Genomic DNA, 19,358 nt, shown 5'->3' with positions numbered 1-19,358 from the left:
GCACGATCTTGCGAAAGTGCGGTTAGTTTTTTGCAAATTCTTCATTCAAAATATTTGGAGTATTACTTGTATTACAAGCATTACCACTTTATACTTATTTCGACATCTCAATATAAGAGGATAACACAATGGCATTAACCGTAAGATTACCAGACGAATTACAACAACGCTTAGATCATCTATCCGTCCAAACAGGACGAGCAAAATCTTTTTATGTCAAAGAGGCATTAGAAGCCTATTTGGAGGATTTAGAAGATTTACTCTTAGCTAATGCGGTTCTTGAGCGTGTCCGTTCAGGTAAAGAAAAAACCTATTCATTAGAGGAAGTCGAGAATGAGCTTAACTTGGAACATCATCTTAGCGGAAACCGCTAAAAAGCAATTAGCCAAACTCGCCAAGAAAAATCCTCAACAGGCTCAACAAATTATCCGCTATCTTAAAACCTTAGCTACGCTAGAAAATCCACGAGATCGAGGCAAAGGTTTAGTTGGCGATTTATCTGGAATGTGGCGTTATCGTGTAGGTGATTACCGCATTATTTGCCATACTGATAATGGCGAATTGCTGATAATCGCCTTAGAAATCGGGCATCGAAGAGAGATTTATCATTAAATAAAACCGAAACACTTACAGAATGGCTTAATGCCTTTCTTGATGATGTTTCGTTTTTGATAACCTAAAAAGAATAGCATCCTACATTTAAGGAGAAATAATATATTATCTAGGTCTCCGCCAAGGTCCTAAACTAATTCTAAAAATATTATCTTTATCTTTTTTGATAACTTGTTTTTCTACGGCAGGGTTAAACTGACCACCACATAACCCTCTTCCATACGGGTCTCCGATTACAGCAAAGTTATGTTCACCTTCAGGAATATAAAAATCTGCTTTTTCTTCTGGGTCAAAGCGAGCCAATAATGTCTGACGATACATCACCCCAAGATAACAACCGCCACCTTGAAAACCAGAGTCTCTAACTATAGTAACTTTTGCATAATCAGGATTATATTCACTTTGAGCTAAAATTCGATCTGGCGGTACTTGTGTGGCTTTTAATCCGTGATAAATCTCACAAATTTAAAATTTCACTAATTGATATTCTTCATCATTTATTAAAAAAGCTATAGACGAATATAATCTAGGAAAAATGCATACCTAAATTTAAGGGGCTGTAGTAGATAAGGTCTAAATCCCACACCATTTTCTCAATATTTTAAGCTGATTAGATGGTGTGCTGTAGTTAAATCTAAACTCACATTCTTTGATAAAAAGATGGAAGTTTTTCTTGTCAATGCCATTGTATTTTCTAAGTACTCGTTTGGCTTGAGACCAGAAATTTTCAATGCCATTGATGTGGTTGTGATCTTTGACAAACTCTTTGGAATGATTGATGCGAAAGTGTTTAAACTCACTCACATCAAGAGCATTATAGCTTCTGTAACCATCTGTGTAAACGATGCTATCTGGCTTGATTTTGCTTGAGATGATAGGCATTAAGGTACTTTGCTTGGTATCTTTTACAACAACAGTATAAACCTTGCCATTACGCTTCAAAAGACCAAATACAGCTGTTTTGCCACCAGCTCCACGACCTCGCTTGCCTTTGCGAATGCCACCGAAGTAGCTTTCATCAAGCTCTACTTCGCCATCAAACAAAGTGTGAGCTTCAAGGTTGAGATTATATTCTATCACAAGTCTGATTTTGCGGTAAAATAAAGCTGCTGAATTGTGCTGAATGCCAAGCAAATCACTTGCTGTTCTAGCAGTAACTTGTGCAACAAAAAATTCAAGCAGTTTTATTTGAACTTTTTTACTTAATTTACAACGAGTTATCTTCATGTTTGTAGTATAGCATAAGTGCTAATCTACTACAGCCCCAAATTTAATGTTGCTAACAGTTTTTGCTCTTCTTCTAAATCTACTTGAATCAGTGGGTTTTTCACTAAAAAATCTTGTTCAAACAACAGTATCCAAGTTTGATTATCTATAGATAACTCAAGTTGTTTAGGAATTGAAGTCGCTTGGCGAGAGCGATTTAGTAATACAGCTAAACGTAATAACCTTAATAAAGTTAGAATATCTCTATATTGGAAACGGTTAAAACTTTTAATATCGTAACGTTTAAAACCCTTTAGATGAAACCGGATTAATGTTGCTAATAACTGTTGTTGTTCACTATCAAAGCCCGGTAGATCTCGGTTAGCAATAATATAAGCAGAATGACGGTGTACACCATTATGATTAATGCTAATCCCCACTTCATGCAACAGACTTGCCCATTGTAAAATGGCACGTAATTCGGCAATTTGTTTTTTATTTTTCCAAGATGTCACTTGATCAAATAGACGCAAAGCCGTTTCTTTAACCCGTTCTGCTTGTGATTGATCGATATTAAACTGCTCTACTAAGGCTTCTGCAGTACGTTGGCGAATATCTCCAACTTGAAAGCGTAATTCAGAACCATATAAGATACCTTCACGCAAAGCACCGTCTGAATATCGCATCGCTTGAATATGGAAGGTATGAAATAACGCCAACAAAATTGCCAAACCAGGCACGAGCACATCAGCACGTTCTTCAAGAAGCCCTTTTAATTGAATTTGATTTAAGGATTCAAAGGCTAAACAGCGTTCAATTAACATTTGCAATCGGCTTTCTGTAATTAACCCATCTCGATAACCATTGGCTCTTAGGACTTTGCTGACGGTTTTAATCGTGCCTGATGAGCCTAAAACATGTTGCCAACCTAAGTCACGATACTCCCATGCTAGATCATCAATTTTTTCCATGGCGGTTTGATACGCTTGGTCAAACCGTTCTGCATTTAATTTACCTTCAGGGAAAAAACGCTTCGCAAAACTTACGCATCCCATGTGGCGACTTTCTGCCCGAATGGGTGTGAAATCATCACCAATCGTCATTTCTGTTGAACCACCACCTATATCGACAACCAATTTACGCCCTTTCTCTGGTTGTGTATGACTAACACCTGAATAGATAAGGCGAGCTTCTTCTTGCCCTGTAATAATTTCAATCGGGAAAGGAAAAACCTGTTTTGCTTGCGCTAAAAAATCTTGATTATTGAGCGCTCGACGTAAGGTGTAAGTTCCAACGACTTTCACATTTTCAGGATCAAAACCTTCTAAACGTTTTGCAAATAGTGCTAAACAAGCCACACCCCGATCTATCGCTTGTTGGTTTAATTGACGATGTTCATCTAACCCCTCTGCTAAACGCACACGACGTTTAATTCGAGATAAAATTTGAATAGAACCATTGACGATGCGAACAACAATCATATGGAAGCTATTTGAGCCGAGATCGATTGCGGCAAATTCTCGAGGTTGAGGGTTATCCGAAAACATGGTGAAATCCTTGGAAAATAGTCTAAAACGCTTGAATTCTAGCATTTTTTTGTCAAAAAAGTGGAATAGATTATAAGAATTTGCGTATATTCTAGCGATAATGCCTTATTAGCTTAAAATTTCCTTATATTTGAACGACTTTTCGAGTAGAATAGCGAGCGTTTTTTTCTGAAAATTTTATAGATTTCAATTCATTTGAGGTAAATATGTCCAAATTTCCAACAATTTCAGAGATTCTTTCTGGCAAAGTTGCCGTAGGGGAAGAAGTTGCTGTACGTGGTTGGGTACGCACTCGTCGCGACTCAAAAGCGGGTTTATCATTTTTAGCCGTGTATGACGGTTCTTGTTTCGATCCTATTCAAGCTATTATCAATAACGATTTAAGCAATTATCAAGATGAAGTATTACGTTTAACAGCAGGCTGTTCTGTGATTGTAACGGGTGTTATCGTTGAATCTCCGGCAGAAGGGCAAGCGGTTGAATTACAAGCAAAATCTGTTGAAGTCGTGGGTTGGGTTGAAGATCCTGATACTTATCCGATGGCAGCAAAGCGCCACTCTATCGAATACTTACGTGAGGTTGCTCACTTACGCCCTCGTACTAACTTAATCGGTGCAGTAGCGCGTGTGCGTCACTGTTTAGCACAAGCCATTCACCGTTTCTTCCACGAGCAAGGTTTCTATTGGGTTGCAACGCCGTTAATCACCGCTTCAGATACTGAAGGTGCGGGTGAAATGTTCCGTGTTTCTACCTTAGATTTAGAAAATTTACCACGTGGTGAAGATGGCAAAGTCGATTTCAGCCAAGATTTCTTTGGTAAAGAGTCTTTCTTAACTGTATCTGGTCAATTAAACGGCGAGACCTATGCTTGTGCATTAAGCAAAGTCTATACGTTTGGTCCAACATTCCGTGCAGAAAACTCAAACACTACCCGTCACTTAGCAGAATTCTGGATGGTTGAGCCTGAATTTGCGTTTGCTACCTTAGCAGATAACGCAAAACTGGCTGAAGACATGTTGAAATATGTGTTCCGTGCGGTACTTGAAGAACGTAAAGATGACTTAAAATTCTTTGAAAAACACGTTGATAACACGGTAATCAGCCGTTTAGAGAACTTTATCAATTCGGACTTCGCTCAAATTGACTATACCGATGCAATTGAAGTGTTACTCAAATCAGGTAAAGATTTTGAATTCCCAGTTTCTTGGGGTATTGATCTTTCTTCTGAACATGAACGCTATCTTGCAGAAGAATACTTTAAATCACCGGTAGTTGTGAAAAACTATCCGAAAGACATTAAAGCCTTCTATATGCGTTTAAATGATGACGGTAAGACCGTGGCAGCAATGGACGTATTAGCACCGGGAATCGGTGAGATCATCGGTGGTTCACAACGTGAAGAACGTTTAGAGGTGTTAGATAAACGCATGGTAGAAATGGGCTTAAACCCAGAAGATTACTGGTGGTATCGTGATTTACGTCGTTATGGTACAGTGCCACACTCAGGCTTTGGCTTAGGCTTTGAGCGTTTAATCGTATATGTAACTGGTTTACAAAATATTCGTGAAGTAATCCCATTCCCACGCGCACCGCGTAATGCGAATTTCTAGAAAAAGATAGGGTAAGGCGAGAGAATATCTCGCCTTATTTATTATCTCTACATAAAATATCTAAACTGGCTCTCAAAATCGTAATACTTGCCTCAACTTCGGCTAATTGTGCTGTTAAATGTCTTTTTTGTTTTTCTAATTTTTCGACATATTGAGATAAATTCACCGCTTGATTCAAAGCAATATCATAATGTAGTGGCTGTTTTCTCGCTTGATTTGCCAATCTATGACATTCATCTAATTTAGGGTGAGTTGATTTTCTTACGCAATGAATCTGATGGCGCTGTAAAAAAGGTTTTAGCTGTTGCCATAAATCTTGTTCCGATTTCGGCATTTCTTGATTTTGTAGTTTTTGAATACCTAACTCAACAAATTGGCTATCAGTGGTGAGTTGAATATGGTGTTTTTTGTTACCTAAACTCGCCAATGCTTCAATGACTGCCAATAATTCCATACGATTACTGCTAGAAAAATAGTAACCTTTGCTTGCAGTTTGAGTTTGTTTGTTATCCGTAAAATAGAGTATATAGGCAATTCCACCCTCGCCTTTTCCATTCACATTACTATTACAAGATCCATCGGTATAAAGTTGTACATTTCGCATATTTTCTCCTCTTGTTCAGTGAATTTTATGCAATTTGTATAAGGCTGAAAGGAAAAAATAGCAATTCTTCGACGAGTGTCACAAAAATAATTAAGCGGTAAGATTTGAATCTCATTTTGCAAAAAATCATCCAAATCTCACCGCTTGTTACATCACTTCCCAACTTAAATTAGAAATCAAACGGCATTGATCACATTTGAAATGGAAAATGTCGTGCAGCGGTTGGGCTAATTTCCATTGTCCGTTACAACTTGGGCAACGGCGACTATGCTCAATTTCGTGGTCTTGGCCTAGGCGGTAGAGATAATAATAGGTTGGTGTGCCTGTGTGCTGTTCAAGCTGTTGGGCTAATGCCCTGCCCTGTTGAGCTAGGTGACTTTCGACATCACAAATTTGTTGTAAAGCTTGCTGTTCAAGAGTTGAACCGTTCATTTGTAACGTGTCGCACGCCTGCCAATCTTGTTGCCATTTTAAGACTTGTTCGCTTAATAACTGATTATCTAAACGATATAACGGGATCGGACGAAAGCTCTCGCCATCATAAATGGGCGAGCAAGTGTCTAAATGTGTAGTGTAAAGTATTTGGAAACTCGGTTGCTCATTATCGCTGGTTTCTTCTGCTTGATAATCCCGCCCAATCAGCTCAAAATACTCAAAAACCACGCCGGCTTCTTCCGCTTGGGCTAAGGCTTCATCTACTTCTGGGCTGTTATTTGTCGGTAACAAGCTATCTTGTTCAGGGGTAGAAAGACGGACTTGAAATGCCGTTTGGTGATAAGTCACCGCCATTTCTCGCCCGATAACTTGTCCGTTATAAAGCCATTGATTTAGAACTTGATTAATCAAAGCCACAGGGTCTTGCTCGAAATGTTGGTAGCTGAAATGGGCTAAGACTTGGTACATAAATATCCTTCATATACGTAGGGGCGAACCACATTCGCCCCCATAAACTTTTATTACTGGGCAAATGTAATTTGCCCCTACAAATTATCTTATTTCTTGTTTGACAATCGTCGTCGGTTCTTGGTGGATAATCACTTCCGAATGGGGAAAAGCCGCCAATATTTTCTGTTCAAGACTGTCGGTAATATCATGTGCCACAACCAAAGGCAGATGATCATCCAGTTCTAAATGTAGCTGAATAAAGCGAATCGCACCTGCTCGGCGAGTTTTGACATCGTGTATACCGATAATACGTGGGTGTTGCAAGGCAATCGCCCAAATCTGATCGACTTCTTCTTGGGGTAACGCTTTATCCAACAAAGATTGCACCGCTTCCCAACACATTTTAGCGGCATTAAACAGAATATAAAGGGCAATGCCAATAGCAAATACGGCATCGGCATAAACTACGCCGTAGATATTCAAAATCATTGCCACAAGAATTGCCGCATTCATATAGAGATCCGTCTGATAATGTAACGAATCGGCTTCAATCGCTGGGCTTTGGGTGAGCTTTACTACTTTTTTCTGATACCAAACTAACGCTGCAGTAAGAACAATCGAGAATAAGCTAATCGCAACGCCTAATTCACTGCTTTGCACTAATTGCGGTTCAGTTAAACGTTGAATCCCTTGTAACAATAAGAATGCTGCCGAACCTGTGATAAAAGCACTTTGAGCAAGAGCAGCAAGAGATTCTGCTTTGCCGTGTCCGAAGGTGTGATCGTCATCGGCTGGCTGTAAAGCAAAAAGTAACACGAGCATATTTGTCAAAGATGCGAACAAATCCACAAGCGAGTCCGTCATTGCCGCCAAGATCGCCATCGATCCTGTCTGCCACCACGCGAACGCTTTTGCAATAATTAAGGTGGCAGCAACAATCACTGCAAAGTTTGCCGCCCGTTTTACATACTTAGTATATTGTTGTTCCATTATTTGCACTCAATTTGCCACGCTAATTGCGAAAACTGCAATGCCATTTGTTGAAGATCTTTGATATAAGCGGTTGGATTTTGCAAATTTTTTGCAGGAACTGACCGCTTGTCTGAGAACTGCATTTGGCTGTAACCGCACTGAGAATTTCGTCCACGAGTGACTTCTAGCTGATAATCATTGAAACGCTCTGTTGGTGGATAAAGCACTTGGCTTTGCAGCTCGTCACCGACAATCGCCACTTTCGCTTTAGTATCAGACTGTTTAGCGAAGGTTTGCTGACGTAACTCTACCCTATCAGCAAGGCTTTTTTGCTGGCTGTTTTTATCGGTGAACAACAATATGCCTTGTTGCCAGTTGTTCGGATCTTTCGAACTTTCTTTGGGTAAAAAAAGCGATTGTTGCATTTCATCAAGCTGATTTTGGGTCACTTTTTGGTAGGTTTTACCTTGAAAATTAACCTGTTCAGGTATCGAAAATTGCGGTGGTGTTACCACGCACCCCGTTAAAAATAGCGGTAAAAAAAAGGATTTCCGTAACATTGTCACGCTATTGTTCCTCACGTTTAAACACCAATTCTGTATCTGTTGAAGTTGTTTCATCAAACCAATAACCACCATAATTAAAGTCTTTAAGCTGTTCGACACTGGTTGGCTGGGTCTGCAACATAAACCGCACCATCATTCCACGGGCTTTTTTCGCATAAAAGCTAATCACTTTATATTTGCCATTCTTTTCATCTAAGAAAACGGGTTTGACAATTTTTGCGGTTAATCTCTCCGCTTGTACTGCCCCAAAATATTCATCGGATGCAAGATTGACTAAGATGTTATCTTCTTGTGCATCAATGGCTTGCTGCAAATGCTGAGTGATGATGTTACCCCAAAAGTGATATAAATCTTTGCCTTTTGGGTTAGCCAATTTTGTTCCCATTTCTAAACGGTACGGTTGCATTAAATCTAAGGGTTTTAATAAGCCATATAGCCCCGATAGCATACGCAAATGGCGTTGAGCATAGTCAATTTCGGCATTGGTTAGCGTTTCTGCTTCTAAGCCTGTATAAACATCGCCTTTAAAAGCAAATAATGCCGCTTTGGCGTTTTGCTCATTATGTTCCATTGTCCATTCGGCAAAGCGAGCAACATTGAGACTTGCCAGTTTGTCGCTAATCGACATCAACGATGCGACTTCCGCAGGGAAAAATTGTTTACAAATATCAATTAATTGCTGGCTGTAAGCGGTTAGTTCAGGCTGAGAAAATACAAACCCATCAATTTTAGTTTCAAAATCAAGGGTTTTGGCTGGGGAAATAATGGCTAACATAGAAATCCTTAAAATTTGGAAAGGCTCGAATTATAGCAAAAAAGAAAAGGCAGGAAAATTCCTGCCTTTCTGGTAAATACTTTCGTAGTTGGGTAGCGAAAGTACATTACTGCACCTCCGCCCCCTAAGAACTGTACAAGCAAATTTCTCTGCATACAGCTCAAGCCTTTCTATTAACTATGAAATAGTCGGTTTCACAACATTCAAATTCAAGGCGTGAATTTTCATATGGCAATTCGGGTGAACCAAACAGCGATTGCTTAACGCATCACTACCTCCAAACATTCTATACACAATATGATGATCGTGCCAGCCTGTCTCTTTGGTTATTGGTAATCCACATAATGCACATTTGCCTCGTTGGTCTTTATACAGTGCCTGCCATTGTCGTCTGTGCGATTGTTCCTCATACAGACGTTCTTGGCTCAGTGTTTCTCCGTATAACTCCCATTCAGGCAAGAATGGATTATATTCAGACTTAATTTTAACGTGTCGTTTGATCTTAACTGCACTACAATAGAATAAATCTATTGGGTTTGTCTCTCCTTTTTCATTGGTATATACAGTGCCAAATACCCAATTTCGGGTAGCTGTGGTACAAAAGTATTTCTCTTTTATCCACTTAATCCCTTTATTGTGATGACGGCGTTTACACCATTTCCAAAGCGTTTTCCAAACTAATGCGTCCATCCGTCCAAATGCCTTGCTTGCCACTTGACTTCGATGATAATTTGCCCAACCTCGTAACATCGGATTAAGTACCATTATCAGGTCTTCTTGTTTTGCCATTTTCATATTGGAAATAACTGTTTTGACTTTGTCATAAAACGCTTTCACATTCTTTTGACTTGGTCTGTTTAGTATTTTTCCTCGAAAACGTCTCACATTCCAACCTAGAAAATCAAAACCTTCCTCAATATGTATTACCTTTGTCTTTTCTGTGGATAAGGATAGCCCTCGCTCTTTCAGAAAGTCTTGGATAAGCGGAGTAACTTGTTGTTCAAGCAATTCTTTCGTTTTACCTGAAATGATAAAGTCGTCCGCATAACGTACTAAGTAAGTTTTGTTCTCTCGGATAGTTCGACTACCTTTCGCACCAAAATGGGTTTCTAGCAGTTTTTCTATTCCGTCTAATGCCATATTTGCAAGCGTTGGCGAGATAATCCCACCTTGTGGTGTACCTTCCTCTGTCCGTTTCAACCGTCCAAATTCCACTACACCTGATTTTAGCCATTTTCGCAATATCCGTTTATTCATTGGAATATGCTTTAACAGCCAGTCGTGACTAATGTGATCGAAACAACCTGCGATATCCGCATCAAGCACCCATTCAACAGGTTGATTGGTTTTCTTGCCTTTATGCGAGAATATTTGGTGGATATGAGTAATAGCGTCAGTCGTTGAGCGATTTAGCCTAAACCCATACGAGCCTTTATCTGCCGTTGTTTCTGCCACTGGTTGCAGTGCGAATAAGTATAAGGCTTGCATTGCTCTGTCTTTCATTGTCGGAATGCCTAATGGGCGTTTCTTCCCATTCGGTTTTGGTATATACACTCGTCTTAGTGGACTTGGTTTATACTTCTTTTCCGTCAAAGATAGAGTGGCTTGCCATTTTGCTTCAGGACTATCCCAAAGCTCCTTATCCACACCACTTGTCCTTTTGCCTTGATTTTCCGTCACTCGTTTTATAGCCAATAATTTGGCGTAATGTGAGTGGGTCAGCATTCGTTGTAAGTTTTTAACCTTACGCCAATTGCCTTCCTGTGTTGCCTTCGCAATCCGAATTTGCATTCCTTTCACATACGTTTCAGCTTTATGCCATTCGACATAATGCCATTTGGAGATGTGCGAGGTCGCTGGATTGCAAGCTAACTTTTCAGTATAATGCTTACGCTCTTTCATACCTACCTCTGATATTACAAGGTAAGTCGAAAGACTCGGTAAGTGGGTAGATCTTTCAAGCAACAAATTTCCCTAGACACAGACTTCCAATTCTGTGGCAAATGTTACAAGAGGATTTTACCGTTTTACCGATAATTTCAACCGCCCTTGTAACCGATTGGGTTAAAGAGTGGAGCGTTAGGTTATGATGAGCCTAACGCTCATTTCTTTAATTTGTTTTATACCTACTCAACATTGTATTCCTTGATAACATTCAAATTTTCTCCTGTTATCTACAACCTCTTTCAGTGTTACCCTTAAAGGAAACGCTATTCATCTTACGATGAAAGACCAGTTAGAAGTCTGCACCCTTTCGGGTTAGGCTATGTTTCACGCCCTATCAATGTCATTACAACACAGCATTCGCTTTCTCTAACCTCCCTTACCTGCATTCCCAACAGTATCGCTTACGCTCTACTTGCCGTCCCTTTCCCTCTTTCTGTTTCATACTTATAAATATGTTTCAGTATTGAGTATTGTGGACAAGGCAGAAATACAGGCTTACCAAGTTCCATTATCATCACAAGGATAGTGAAGATACAATTTTTCCCCCGACAGTACCTATGATGGCGTATTCCCACGTTAAAGAGGAATATCCGACTGTTTGCCTTTTGGTCAGAGCCTATCAATAGCTTTGGCTCTCTCTCAATAACGAGGTTTATCAATTGTTCACTTACGTTTATCTTTCTACCCAGTCTAGCTCCTCAAGAATGTGCTATTCATTCTCTCTCAATATCCTCTCACGATTTTATTGACCGATAAATCAGGGATTCATTGTCAGGAAGCTCCGCACAAAGTCGTTACCAACTATGCACTATCCCTAGACTACTGTTAGCCATATAACAGGTTGCCTCATTAAGTTTTCTGCACTACTTATATCTTCAGATGACTTAACTACAACAATGATGATAACAGCTTACGCATACTTACTAAGTTAGTTTTCCCTATACTGCATAAATAAGTCCGAACCTTACTTCCTAATCAAAGTAGATCACATTTAAGTGTGCTAATTGTTTATGCCAAAATATCTCGCAAATAGCCTGTAACCTATTCAATAAGTGTGGGTAATTAACCCTAGCTAATGTGAGTATTAAAGGTGATTTCAACGAGAATTTAAGGTATAGTTATTCCTAGTTCATAAAAACTAATAAACAAAGTTTATCAACAGCGTTTTTACTCACTATTTAATTGAGCATTCTGCTAAACGCAGATTGCGAATGTGAAGAGTATAGTAAAGGTGGCACTCCCTCCCTAAGATTTACCAATTCTTAGTTCTGATGCCTTTTCTGAGTGCTGAGGCGATCTATTGGACTTTATTTATAGTAGGTACTGTAAATTTTCTCTGCTCGGGGGTATGGGTAACCCGACTGACACACTATAAATAGTGAATGGTCTTTAGGCTATTCACCTAAACTGGAAGTATGGGTAACTTCGGTCTGTGGATCTTGCTTTCTTACTCCTCTTGGTATTAAGAAAAACCAAGTACATAAAAGTGAAGATCATACCTTACAGCCTTTCGAGTTGGTTCATTTACTTTCCCAACTTAGAACAAGATCTTGAGCAACGCTCCGTTTCTTGCCTGTCTTCCCAAGCACTCCGAAGAGTGCTTGAAAAGTTGGAAACAGGTGATAAGAACACCACCCACTTCCAGCAATAACTCCTTGATATATAAGGAGAAATTGCCATAAGTACGACAACTTGTCGCACTTAACGTTTTGAGTATTGTGGACGACGACGTGCTTTGTGTAAACCCACTTTTTTACGTTCAACACGACGAGCATCACGGGTAACAAAGCCCGCAGCACGTAATGCTGGACGAAGAGTTTCATCGTATTCCATCAATGCACGAGTGATACCGTGACGGATTGCACCCGCTTGACCAGAAATACCACCACCTTTAACAGTGATGTATAAGTCTAATTTATCTGTTAACTCAACTAATTCTAATGGTTGACGAACGATCATACGAGCTGTTTCGCGACCGAAGTAAACTTCTAAAGAACGTTGGTTAATGGTAATGTTACCATTGCCCGGTTTGATAAATACACGAGCTGAAGAGCTTTTGCGGCGACCTGTGCCGTAGTTTTGATTTGCTGCTGTCATTTTTATGCTCCGTGATTAGATATCTAAAACTTGTGGTTGTTGTGCTGCGTGGTTGTGTTCGTTACCTGCATACACTTTTAATTTACGGAACATTGCACGGCCTAATGGACCTTTTGGCAACATACCTTTAACCGCAATTTCAATCACTGCTTCTGGACGACGAGCAATCATTTCTTTGAAGGTTGCATCTTTGATACCACCTACATAGCCAGTGTGCCAGTAGTAGATTTTATCAGTTTCTTTTTTGCCTGTTACCGCTACTTTTTCCGCATTGATAACGATGATGTAATCACCTGTATCAACGTGTGGAGTGTACTCAGCCTTGTGTTTACCACGAAGACGACGTGCTAATTCAGTAGCTAAACGACCTAAAGTTTTACCTGTCGCATCTACTACATACCAGTCACGTTTAACTGTTTCTGGTTTTGCTACAAAAGTTTTCATTAATTAAATACCAAAATTTAAAGTTTAAACCCAATATCCAAAATGGATATTACCTATATACGGTAGAATCTGACCCCTTCGAGTCTTATTCAGACCAAACTTATATGGCGGGAATACCATACAAAAACAGGGTGGCAGAATTATACAGATCTCTTTGAGAAAAATCTAACCATTTTTGATAAAAAATTTATTTTTGTGGACAGTTTCAAAAAATGGATTTCTTTTCCTTTTCATCCTATAAATAACATGATAAAAATTAATGACATTTACTCAATACACTTAAGGAGTGCATTATGGAACAATGGTCAGGTAACGTGTGGACTGCAATTATTGCAGCATTTATTGTAGGTTGTATTATTAGCTATGTTGTTGTGAGAGCGACAAATAGCAATGTTAAAAAACAGCTCCAGCTTGAAGCTGATTTAAAAGAAGCAACTAAAAAGATGGACGAGCAAAAACAGCAGTTAGAACAACACTTTGAGCAATCTGCGACATTGCTTGCAACTCTTGCTGAAGACTATAAGAAACTCTATACCCATTTAGCAAAAGGTTCAGAATCATTATTACCGTCCGATTCTGCAAAAATTGAGTTTTTCCAACAGCCTAAAATTGAAAGCAAACCACAAACAGATGAAGATCAACCAAAAGATTATTCTGAAGGCTCTTCCGGATTATTAAAATCCTAAGCCTAATTTAGATGAAAAGGGTTAGCATACGTCAAGATGCTAACCCTTTTTTGATCACAAATTCAGCTAATTACACTTTTTTATATCATAATTTGATCGAACGCATGACCCGCTGATCATTTTCCCATTAGAATACAAGGATATTTTAATTAATGAGAATAAAAAATGCCTTGTTTATTTATTGCAGGAACAGACACTAACGTTGGAAAAACCATTGTGACCCGAGCATTATTACAAACGATTGCTCAATATGAAATTCCCATCGTCGGCTATAAGCCTATTGCTTGTGGTGGAGATGATTCACTTCCAACAGAACCCAATCAAGATGATTATGCCTGTGAAGATAACAGCGATGTGTTGATTATTCAAAAAAGCTGTCCACAAGCTGTCAGCTATCGAGAAATCAACAGCTACTCTTTTATTCACTCAAGTACGCCTGTTTTCGCTGCTCTTGATGCCGTTCGCCATATCTCTGTGGAAAAGCTTGATAAAGATTTGCAACGTTTACATAATCAATATAGTAATGTTTTAGTCGAAGGCACTTATGGTTGGCTCACGCCGATTAATAAAGATCTCTATTTTGCTGATTGGGTGAAGAAAAACAGAATGCCTGTTGTATTAGTGGTGGGTATTAAAGAAGGTTGTGTGAATCATGCGCTTTTAACCGCTGATGCGATTCAACAACAAGGTGTAGAATTAGTCGGTTGGGTTGCAAACCGTGTTAATCCTGGGCTACGTCACTACGCAGAATTGATTGAATTACTTAGTCAACGAATTAAAGCGCCATTATTAGGGCAAATTCCTTATATCGCTTATCCTGATAAAAAAGATCTTGTGCCTTATATTCAGCATCCAGATCCTTTATTGAGCTACTTTAGAAAATAAAAAATGGGCGTAAGCCCATTTTTTTATTCTACACTTTGGTTTATACGATCTGCGAATTTTCCGATACTAATCGCAAAGTTATTCGACTTATTCCAGTCCAAAATCGTACGGAAGTTATTTGAAACCAAAAATGCTCTTCCCACTTCTTTATCTGGGCGCACCAACCATAGTTTAGTAGAACGTAACACATTCACTTTTGTGGTTTCTTGTGCATTTGGATAAGCCAAATATACGCCCCAAGCTTGCCATTCTGCTAAGGTTTTCGCCTTGTTCGTTTCAATACCAGAAAAAGATAAATCAATCGGTTGAGACAGCTTAACTTCTACGCCCCAAGGTAATTTGTTATCCCAGCCAACGGTAGAGAGGTAGTTTGCAATCGAAGCAAAGGCGTCGTATTGGTTTTTCCAAATATCTTTTTTACCGTCGCTATCACCGTCTGCCGCGTATTTTAGATAAGATGTCGGCATAAATTGCGTTTGCCCCATAGCACCTGCCCAAGAGCCTCTCATTTCGGCACGTTTCAATGTGCCATTTTCAAGCATCTTCATCGCATTTACAAACTCTTGAGTGAATAATTTTTCACGACGACCGTCAAATGCCAAGGTTGCGAGAACTGATAGTACATCAAAATTACCTTGGTAACGCCCGAAACTACTCTCCATACCCCAAAGCGCCATAATATACTCTTTTTGTACCCCATATTTTTGGCTCGCTTTGGTTAATTGTGGCTGATATTGCCACCAACGTTCTGCTGCAGCATCCACTTTAGCTTGGGTTAAGGTTTTGTTGAGATAATTCGTCACACCATTTGGATTTGGTGGCAAAGGCGGTAAATTAGGATCACGGCGACGGTTTGCTTGCTCATGATCAAGCTCTACGGCACGTTCAATATAATTAATATTAAATTGCGAATTTAATACATTATCTGAAACGCCTTCATTTGCCGCTTTCTGTTTTAAAAACGTCACATAATCATTGAAATTATTTAGGGTTCTTGTTTTAGGGTATTTTGCATCTAACGCTGTTTTAGGGTAATTATGGCTAGTGCAACTGGCTAATAACAAGCAAACCACGGAAAGTGATAAATATTTTTTCATTTTTCTACAACAATATCTTATAAATTCACCATTCGACTTGGTCGAATCACATTATCTTCTCGGATTTCTGCTACACCGAGAAACTGTAAGTCATGGGAAAACAGACGAACTTGCCCATATCTATTTTCGCTATTTTCAAACTTAACTCTTTGACCAAATCCGACCGCTTTAGTTTGCGCTTCCGTTAAATTTAATTTAGCCAAACGAGAAACTGCACTATCCATCGGCAATAATAATTTATCCAACGCTTCAAGCGGTTGGTTTTCTGCTAAATTTTGCAAATCTTCTAAGGTCATCATTTGTTCAACGGGGTAATCCGCCACGGCTAAACGACGTAACATAGTGACATGAGCACCGCAGCCTAATGCTTCACCGAGATCATCTACTAAGGTTCTAATATAAGTCCCTTTTGAGCAATGCACTTCTAAAGTTAAATAAGGGGCTTGATACTCGACGAACAATAATTCAAAAATCGTAATTGGGCGAGCTTCACGTTCAACGGTAATACCTGCTCTCGCATATTCATAAAGGGGTTTGCCATTATGTTTCAATGCTGAAAACATAGTTGGCACTTGTAGAATATCACCACGAAAAGCATCTAATGCAGTTAAAATATGTGATTCGTCCACATTAACATCTCGGGTTTGTACAACCTGACCATCGGCATCAGAAGTGTCCGTTCGTTCACCCAACTTTGCAATCACACGATAACGTTTATCTGAATCTAACAAAAATTGAGAAAATTTGGTCGCTTCACCTAGACAAATCGGCAACATCCCCGTAGCAAGCGGATCTAACGCCCCCGTATGCCCTGCTTTATTCGCATTAAACAGGCGTTTTACCTTCTGCATAATGTCGTTAGAACTCACGCCTTGCGACTTATCCAATAAGAAAACACCGTGAACATCACGTCCTTTTTTCTTTGGTCTGCCCATTGTTACTCTTCTTCAACGTGGCGTTCTTGATCTTTACGGATCACGTTTGTTACAAGGTTTGACATACGCATCCCTTCCACTAAGGATTGATCGTAAACGAAACGAAGTTCAGGCACGATACGTAAACGCATCGCCTTACCCACTAAGGTACGAATATAGCCAGATGCTTTATTTAAGCCTTCTAAGCCACGTTCTACCGCACTTTCATCACTATCAAATAAGAAAGTCACAAACACTTTGGCATAGGCTAAATCACGGCTGATTTCAACATCAGATACCGTTACCATGCCAATACGTGGGTCTTTCACTTCACGTTGTAAAATAATTGCGATCTCTTTTTGTAGCTCTTGTGCTACACGATCTGCTCTTGAAAATTCTCTTGCCATTGTTTTTTCTCTTAAATAAATAATGGGGCGTAAGATACGCCCCTAAATTGTCTGTCTTATTGCTTGTAATAGCAATATAATTGCCAGTGATAATAGTCCAAAAAGGCTTATTTCACAAGCAAATGATATACAAGCGGTCACTTTAGTCTGATTTTTTGCAAATGTTTATCCCAATAAACTTGGTAATTCCGCAATTGTTGCTAATTTATAATCTGCCAACGACCAACGTGGGTCATCCCACTCTGCCTTAGCAGGAATAACGACCGTTTTCATATTCGCTGCTTTGCCTGAAATCATTCCTAATACAGAATCTTCTACGGCAAAGCATTCATTAACTGCAACACCGAGCTGTTTTGCTGCATGTAGATAAACTGCGGGATGTGGTTTATTGTAATCAAGCTCTTCAGCAGACGCTAAATAATCAAAATACTCTGCAATACCGCAACTATCCACAATACCTTGCAACATATTTCTTGGCGATGCTGATGCTACCGCAATTTTTATGCCTTGTTGTTTTAAATTAACGAGAACCTCTTTCACATTTGGCATTAATGGCTTAGCCACTAAAATCTCTGAAACCGCATACTCCATTAATTCCGCAGTTAACTGTGAGGCATTTTTTTCTCTTTGACCATAACGTTGTAAAACATAATCGACTAATTTCCCCACTGGAGAGCCTGTTAGAATAATCATTTCATCCATTGTTACAGGGAAATGATTACGTTGGAAAAACTCAGTACTCACCCGATACCAAATTGGTTGAGAGTCAATTAACGTACCATCCATATCAAAAATTACTGCACGAATCATATTTACATCCTTTCTTTTTATACAAGCGGTAAGATCTCTCAAAAATTTTGCAAAATTCTCGAAAAATCTTACCGCTTGAACGGGCGATATTCGCCCGTTATTTTAGTGATCTAAGTATAAATAGTTTTTCCAGCTATTCATTCTTAATAAGATTTTACGCATCATCGCAAGGTGGTGAGCGTGTTCGGTATAAACTGCGACTTCTGCCGTTGTGCCGTAAGGTAAATTAAATTCAGACATATCTTCTTTTAATTTTAATACTACAAGTGGCATAGCTTGATTATTGATAAAACGGCTAGTATAAAGCGTACCATTTGCTTGTAACTCATGTTCACCGATAGCCGGAAGAATACCAATCACTTCCGCTTTAAATACACGCCCCGGAATTGCAGGGAAAGCAAACTCTGCTTCATTTCCAACATTTAAACGTAATAATGAATTTTGTCTAAAGGCTGCGACAAACTGCTTCTCTTGTTGGTGTGTAAAGGTCATCACTGGGCGGAGCGGTAAGTTACTCACAGTCATTCCTTCTCTGAGTAAAGTTTGGGAAATAAATCCGTCAGCAGGAGCTGTGACAATGGTTGAATCTAAATCGAATTGCGCTTGGTCAAGTTGAGCTTGAGCCTGAGCAACAACGGTATTTACTCCGTCAATCTTAGATAAATATAACCCTTCCGCTTTTTCTAATACTGCTAAATTCGCTTCGTGTGAAGCTTTTGCCACTAAATATTCACGCTCTTTTGCATCAAATTCTGAACGGCTCGCTGAATTACTTGCAACTAATTGGCGATAACGTTCAAACTCTTTTTGTGTTTGAGCAATGATTAATTTGCTCTCTGTTACTTTCGCTTTAGCCGCTTGATAATCCGCTTCTAACGATTTTACCGCTTGTTTCGCTTCGGCTAACTCTGCCTTACGCAAATCCACAACGGCTTGATAAGAGGTTGGATCAATACGGAATAACACATCACCTTTTTTCACAAATTCGTTTGGCTTCACAGGATTTACTTCAATCACTTTACCGCGCACATTCGGAATAATCGGCGTAGAAACATAGTATTGAGTCGCTAATTTGGTGTGTGGGTGATTGTAGTTCATAAATAACAACATGGAGACTAACAACACCACACCGCCTAAAAATGCCGTCGGCACTGTCCATTTATTCAATGGAATTTTAAATAGTTTGAAAATGCCCCAACAGAGCGAAGCATAAATTACTAAAATCATCAATTCCATGCTTATTCTCCTTGTTTCGCTTTTTCAAGTGTCACGAATTTTTGTTGTAATTCCGCTA

The 19,358-nt window shown here is 39.3% G+C and carries 21 protein-coding genes; 5 read left to right on the top strand and 16 right to left on the bottom strand.

Annotated features, from left to right (window positions below; all coding sequences use genetic code 11):
* The first annotated feature begins 128 nt into the window (after positions 1 to 128).
* Both relB and EXH44_RS10945 read left to right on the top strand, forming a co-directional pair.
* Complete coding sequence (gene relB, locus EXH44_RS10950; RefSeq protein ID WP_005713578.1) at positions 129 to 374, top strand: type II toxin-antitoxin system RelB family antitoxin; 246 nt, start codon at positions 129 to 131, stop codon at positions 372 to 374.
* Positions 334 to 612: a type II toxin-antitoxin system RelE family toxin gene (locus EXH44_RS10945; RefSeq protein WP_162855758.1), complete on the top strand. Its 279-nt coding sequence runs from the start codon at positions 334 to 336 to the stop codon at positions 610 to 612. The genes relB and EXH44_RS10945 overlap by 41 nt, the downstream gene beginning before the upstream one ends.
* Before the next feature lie 105 nt (positions 613 to 717).
* Here EXH44_RS10945 and EXH44_RS11075 read toward each other — a convergent pair whose 3' ends face one another.
* From EXH44_RS11075 to ppx, 3 genes are all read right to left on the bottom strand, one after another.
* Positions 718 to 933, bottom strand: coding sequence for a hypothetical protein (locus EXH44_RS11075; protein ID WP_208717149.1), 216 nt, complete (start codon positions 931 to 933; stop codon positions 718 to 720).
* 252 nt (positions 934 to 1,185) lie between these two features.
* Positions 1,186 to 1,839, bottom strand: coding sequence for an IS1595 family transposase (locus tag EXH44_RS10935; RefSeq protein WP_162856388.1), 654 nt, complete (start codon positions 1,837 to 1,839; stop codon positions 1,186 to 1,188).
* A gap of 29 nt (positions 1,840 to 1,868) precedes the next feature.
* Positions 1,869 to 3,365, bottom strand: a complete 1,497-nt coding sequence (gene ppx / locus EXH44_RS10930; protein WP_162857496.1) for an exopolyphosphatase — start codon at positions 3,363 to 3,365, stop codon at positions 1,869 to 1,871.
* Between the two features lie 206 nt (positions 3,366 to 3,571).
* Here ppx and asnS point away from each other — a divergent pair, with 206 nt between their 5' ends.
* Positions 3,572 to 4,975, top strand: a complete 1,404-nt coding sequence (asnS, locus tag EXH44_RS10925) for an asparagine--tRNA ligase (RefSeq protein WP_162855756.1) — start codon at positions 3,572 to 3,574, stop codon at positions 4,973 to 4,975.
* 34 nt (positions 4,976 to 5,009) lie between these two features.
* Here the strand turns inward: asnS and EXH44_RS10920 are convergent, their stop codons facing one another.
* The 8 genes from EXH44_RS10920 to rplM form a co-directional block, all read right to left on the bottom strand.
* Positions 5,010 to 5,579 (bottom strand): ribonuclease HI, encoded by a 570-nt coding sequence (locus tag EXH44_RS10920; protein ID WP_162855755.1) that lies wholly within the window; start codon positions 5,577 to 5,579, stop codon positions 5,010 to 5,012.
* Positions 5,580 to 5,726: 147 nt separating this feature from the next.
* Entirely contained in the window at positions 5,727 to 6,482 is a 756-nt protein-coding gene (locus EXH44_RS10915) for a Zn-ribbon-containing protein (protein WP_162857495.1), read from the bottom strand.
* An 84-nt stretch (positions 6,483 to 6,566) separates the two neighbouring features.
* Entirely contained in the window at positions 6,567 to 7,454 is an 888-nt protein-coding gene (locus tag EXH44_RS10910) for a cation diffusion facilitator family transporter (RefSeq protein WP_162855754.1), read from the bottom strand.
* Positions 7,454 to 7,996, bottom strand: a complete 543-nt coding sequence (locus tag EXH44_RS10905) for an ABC transporter ATPase (protein ID WP_162857583.1) — start codon at positions 7,994 to 7,996, stop codon at positions 7,454 to 7,456. Before EXH44_RS10905 ends, EXH44_RS10910 begins: the two co-directional genes overlap by 1 nt.
* Before the next feature lie 7 nt (positions 7,997 to 8,003).
* Positions 8,004 to 8,777 carry a peroxide stress protein YaaA gene (yaaA, locus tag EXH44_RS10900; RefSeq protein WP_162857494.1) on the bottom strand — a complete coding sequence of 258 codons (774 nt, stop codon included), beginning with the start codon at positions 8,775 to 8,777 and terminating at the stop codon, positions 8,004 to 8,006.
* Between the two features lie 177 nt (positions 8,778 to 8,954).
* Positions 8,955 to 10,679: a group II intron reverse transcriptase/maturase gene (gene ltrA / locus EXH44_RS10895; RefSeq protein WP_162857493.1), complete on the bottom strand. Its 1,725-nt coding sequence runs from the start codon at positions 10,677 to 10,679 to the stop codon at positions 8,955 to 8,957.
* 1,746 nt (positions 10,680 to 12,425) lie between these two features.
* Positions 12,426 to 12,821 carry a 30S ribosomal protein S9 gene (gene rpsI, locus EXH44_RS10890; RefSeq protein WP_135673437.1) on the bottom strand — a complete coding sequence of 132 codons (396 nt, stop codon included), beginning with the start codon at positions 12,819 to 12,821 and terminating at the stop codon, positions 12,426 to 12,428.
* A 15-nt stretch (positions 12,822 to 12,836) separates the two neighbouring features.
* Positions 12,837 to 13,265, bottom strand: coding sequence for a 50S ribosomal protein L13 (gene rplM, locus EXH44_RS10885; RefSeq protein ID WP_012621589.1), 429 nt, complete (start codon positions 13,263 to 13,265; stop codon positions 12,837 to 12,839).
* 293 nt (positions 13,266 to 13,558) lie between these two features.
* Between rplM and EXH44_RS10880 the strand changes: the two genes are divergently transcribed.
* Together EXH44_RS10880 and bioD are read left to right on the top strand one after the other, a co-directional pair.
* Positions 13,559 to 13,951 carry a Z-ring associated ZapG family protein gene (locus EXH44_RS10880; protein WP_162857492.1) on the top strand — a complete coding sequence of 131 codons (393 nt, stop codon included), beginning with the start codon at positions 13,559 to 13,561 and terminating at the stop codon, positions 13,949 to 13,951.
* Between the two features lie 165 nt (positions 13,952 to 14,116).
* Complete coding sequence (gene bioD / locus EXH44_RS10875) at positions 14,117 to 14,836, top strand: dethiobiotin synthase (RefSeq protein WP_162857491.1); 720 nt, start codon at positions 14,117 to 14,119, stop codon at positions 14,834 to 14,836.
* 23 nt (positions 14,837 to 14,859) lie between these two features.
* Here bioD and EXH44_RS10870 read toward each other — a convergent pair whose 3' ends face one another.
* From EXH44_RS10870 to EXH44_RS10850, 5 genes are all read right to left on the bottom strand, one after another.
* The gene (locus EXH44_RS10870) at positions 14,860 to 15,933 is read right to left on the bottom strand and encodes a lytic murein transglycosylase (protein ID WP_162857490.1); all 1,074 of its coding nucleotides are present in this window, start codon (positions 15,931 to 15,933) and stop codon (positions 14,860 to 14,862) included.
* Between the two features lie 17 nt (positions 15,934 to 15,950).
* Positions 15,951 to 16,868 (bottom strand): tRNA pseudouridine(55) synthase TruB, encoded by a 918-nt coding sequence (gene truB, locus EXH44_RS10865; protein WP_162857489.1) that lies wholly within the window; start codon positions 16,866 to 16,868, stop codon positions 15,951 to 15,953.
* A gap of 2 nt (positions 16,869 to 16,870) precedes the next feature.
* The gene (gene rbfA / locus EXH44_RS10860) at positions 16,871 to 17,254 is read right to left on the bottom strand and encodes a 30S ribosome-binding factor RbfA (protein WP_005713730.1); all 384 of its coding nucleotides are present in this window, start codon (positions 17,252 to 17,254) and stop codon (positions 16,871 to 16,873) included.
* 165 nt (positions 17,255 to 17,419) lie between these two features.
* A complete protein-coding gene (hxpB, locus tag EXH44_RS10855) occupies positions 17,420 to 18,064 on the bottom strand; it encodes a hexitol phosphatase HxpB (RefSeq protein WP_162857488.1) in 645 nt (214 codons plus the stop codon).
* Positions 18,065 to 18,166: 102 nt separating this feature from the next.
* Positions 18,167 to 19,300, bottom strand: a complete 1,134-nt coding sequence (locus EXH44_RS10850; RefSeq protein WP_162857487.1) for an HlyD family secretion protein — start codon at positions 19,298 to 19,300, stop codon at positions 18,167 to 18,169.
* Positions 19,301 to 19,358 lie beyond the last annotated feature (58 nt).

This window comes from Actinobacillus indolicus (assembly GCF_004519515.1).
GTDB classification, from domain to species: domain Bacteria; phylum Pseudomonadota; class Gammaproteobacteria; order Enterobacterales; family Pasteurellaceae; genus Glaesserella; species Glaesserella indolica_A.
The sequence above is the reverse complement of the archived record's forward strand: the minus strand, read 5'-3'. Positions and strand labels throughout refer to the sequence as shown.

What these genes read in the sequence shown, in the direction of transcription:
- relB (WP_005713578.1), top strand. Translation starts at nt 129, where the DNA reads ATGGCATTAACCGTAAGATTACCAGACGAATTACAACAACGCTTAGAT.
- EXH44_RS10945 (WP_162855758.1), top strand. Translation starts at nt 334, where the DNA reads ATGAGCTTAACTTGGAACATCATCTTAGCGGAAACCGCTAAAAAGCAA.
- EXH44_RS11075 (WP_208717149.1), bottom strand. Translation starts at nt 933, where the DNA reads ATGTATCGTCAGACATTATTGGCTCGCTTTGACCCAGAAGAAAAAGCA.
- EXH44_RS10935 (WP_162856388.1), bottom strand. Translation starts at nt 1,839, where the DNA reads ATGAAGATAACTCGTTGTAAATTAAGTAAAAAAGTTCAAATAAAACTG.
- ppx (WP_162857496.1), bottom strand. Translation starts at nt 3,365, where the DNA reads ATGTTTTCGGATAACCCTCAACCTCGAGAATTTGCCGCAATCGATCTC.
- asnS (WP_162855756.1), top strand. Translation starts at nt 3,572, where the DNA reads ATGTCCAAATTTCCAACAATTTCAGAGATTCTTTCTGGCAAAGTTGCC.
- EXH44_RS10920 (WP_162855755.1), bottom strand. Translation starts at nt 5,579, where the DNA reads ATGCGAAATGTACAACTTTATACCGATGGATCTTGTAATAGTAATGTG.
- EXH44_RS10915 (WP_162857495.1), bottom strand. Translation starts at nt 6,482, where the DNA reads ATGTACCAAGTCTTAGCCCATTTCAGCTACCAACATTTCGAGCAAGAC.
- EXH44_RS10910 (WP_162855754.1), bottom strand. Translation starts at nt 7,454, where the DNA reads ATGGAACAACAATATACTAAGTATGTAAAACGGGCGGCAAACTTTGCA.
- EXH44_RS10905 (WP_162857583.1), bottom strand. Translation starts at nt 7,996, where the DNA reads ATGTTACGGAAATCCTTTTTTTTACCGCTATTTTTAACGGGGTGCGTG.
- yaaA (WP_162857494.1), bottom strand. Translation starts at nt 8,777, where the DNA reads ATGTTAGCCATTATTTCCCCAGCCAAAACCCTTGATTTTGAAACTAAA.
- ltrA (WP_162857493.1), bottom strand. Translation starts at nt 10,679, where the DNA reads ATGAAAGAGCGTAAGCATTATACTGAAAAGTTAGCTTGCAATCCAGCG.
- rpsI (WP_135673437.1), bottom strand. Translation starts at nt 12,821, where the DNA reads ATGACAGCAGCAAATCAAAACTACGGCACAGGTCGCCGCAAAAGCTCT.
- rplM (WP_012621589.1), bottom strand. Translation starts at nt 13,265, where the DNA reads ATGAAAACTTTTGTAGCAAAACCAGAAACAGTTAAACGTGACTGGTAT.
- EXH44_RS10880 (WP_162857492.1), top strand. Translation starts at nt 13,559, where the DNA reads ATGGAACAATGGTCAGGTAACGTGTGGACTGCAATTATTGCAGCATTT.
- bioD (WP_162857491.1), top strand. Translation starts at nt 14,117, where the DNA reads ATGCCTTGTTTATTTATTGCAGGAACAGACACTAACGTTGGAAAAACC.
- EXH44_RS10870 (WP_162857490.1), bottom strand. Translation starts at nt 15,933, where the DNA reads ATGAAAAAATATTTATCACTTTCCGTGGTTTGCTTGTTATTAGCCAGT.
- truB (WP_162857489.1), bottom strand. Translation starts at nt 16,868, where the DNA reads ATGGGCAGACCAAAGAAAAAAGGACGTGATGTTCACGGTGTTTTCTTA.
- rbfA (WP_005713730.1), bottom strand. Translation starts at nt 17,254, where the DNA reads ATGGCAAGAGAATTTTCAAGAGCAGATCGTGTAGCACAAGAGCTACAA.
- hxpB (WP_162857488.1), bottom strand. Translation starts at nt 18,064, where the DNA reads ATGATTCGTGCAGTAATTTTTGATATGGATGGTACGTTAATTGACTCT.
- EXH44_RS10850 (WP_162857487.1), bottom strand. Translation starts at nt 19,300, where the DNA reads ATGGAATTGATGATTTTAGTAATTTATGCTTCGCTCTGTTGGGGCATT.